Below are 427 nucleotides of genomic sequence, written 5' to 3'. Positions count from 1 at the left end.
CACCAACGAGCGTTACGACAATATCACGGAGGTTTGTGACGCCTGCGTGAGGAAGTCCCCGAAGACCATGACCACCACCCAGAAGATCGACCGCGTGGTTACCAACCGCATCCTGGGCATCCCGATCTTCATCGTCATCATGTTCCTCGTGTACTACATCTCGGTGTCCACCGTGGGCACCATCGTCACCGACTGGGCCAACGACGGCCTGTTCGGCGATGGCTGGCTCTACACCGGCACCGAACAGTACGAGGCCGCCGTCGAGGAGTTCGAGGGCATCCTCGAGACCGACGAGGGCGTGGCTGCCTTCGAAGCCGGCGAGTTGGAGGAGCCCGATCCGGCCGACTACGGCTTCTACCACGTGGGCGTGCCCGTCGTGGTGCGCGGCTGGCTTGAATCCATCGGCGCCGCTCCCTGGGTGCAGTCG

At 63.5% G+C, this 427-nt stretch carries 1 pseudogene; it reads left to right on the top strand.

The window, feature by feature from the left end:
- Positions 1-67: 67 nt before the first annotated feature.
- Positions 68-427 (top strand): annotated as a pseudogene (locus tag NE591_RS12610) (ferrous iron transporter B); the annotation flags it as partial.

Source organism: Adlercreutzia sp. DFI.6.23 (assembly GCF_024462535.1).
Classification (GTDB): domain Bacteria; phylum Actinomycetota; class Coriobacteriia; order Coriobacteriales; family Eggerthellaceae; genus Adlercreutzia; species Adlercreutzia rubneri.
This window is presented reverse-complemented; position numbering and strand designations above follow the sequence as displayed.